Source organism: Thiocystis violacea, from assembly GCF_016583575.1.
GTDB classification, from domain to species: Bacteria; Pseudomonadota; Gammaproteobacteria; order Chromatiales; family Chromatiaceae; genus Thiocystis; species Thiocystis violacea.
In genome coordinates this window covers 1-513 of the sequence record NZ_NRRG01000183.1, presented here as the reverse complement: position 1 = coordinate 513, position 513 = coordinate 1, and the positions used below count along the sequence as shown (strand labels likewise).

Annotated in this window: 1 protein-coding gene and 1 pseudogene; both read right to left on the bottom strand. The window is 62.2% G+C overall.

The window, feature by feature from the left end:
• Positions 1-180: pseudogene (locus CKO27_RS24095) on the bottom strand (NADH-quinone oxidoreductase subunit B); the annotation flags it as partial.
• 24 nt (positions 181-204) lie between these two features.
• Complete coding sequence (locus CKO27_RS24090; RefSeq protein WP_200377428.1) at positions 205-510, bottom strand: NADH-quinone oxidoreductase subunit A; 306 nt, start codon at positions 508-510, stop codon at positions 205-207.
• Between the last annotated feature and the right edge of the window lie 3 nt (positions 511-513).

Here is a 513-nt window from a genome sequence, read left to right as displayed (position 1 = left end):
CCGGAACAGCATGCCGAAGCGGTCGATGTCGTAGCGCGCGGCACCGGCGTGCATCATCTCGATGGCACAGCAGGCCAGACCGAAGGTCATCGGCCACAGCGACCCGGTCTTGGACCAGTTGATCAGCTTGTCCACCGAGGTGGTGACGAAGCCTTCCTTGATGACGCCTTCGATTCCCATACGTGTCTCCTGGCAGGCTTGGGATCAGTCCCAGTCCAGCGCACCCTTCTTCCACTCGTAGACGAAGCCGACGACGAGGATTCCGAGGAACAGCATCATCGCCCAGAACCCCGTCGCGCCGATGTCGCGCAGGGCCACGGCCCAGGGAAAGAGGAAGGCGATCTCGAGATCGAAGAGGATGAACAGGATGGCGACGAGGTAGTAGCGCACATCGAACTTCATGCGCGCGTCCTCGAAAGCCTCGAAGCCGCATTCGTACGGGCTGTTCTTCTCGGTGTCCGGCCGGTTGGGGCCGAAGATGAAGCCGAGAACCTGGGGTGCGACCCCGATGGC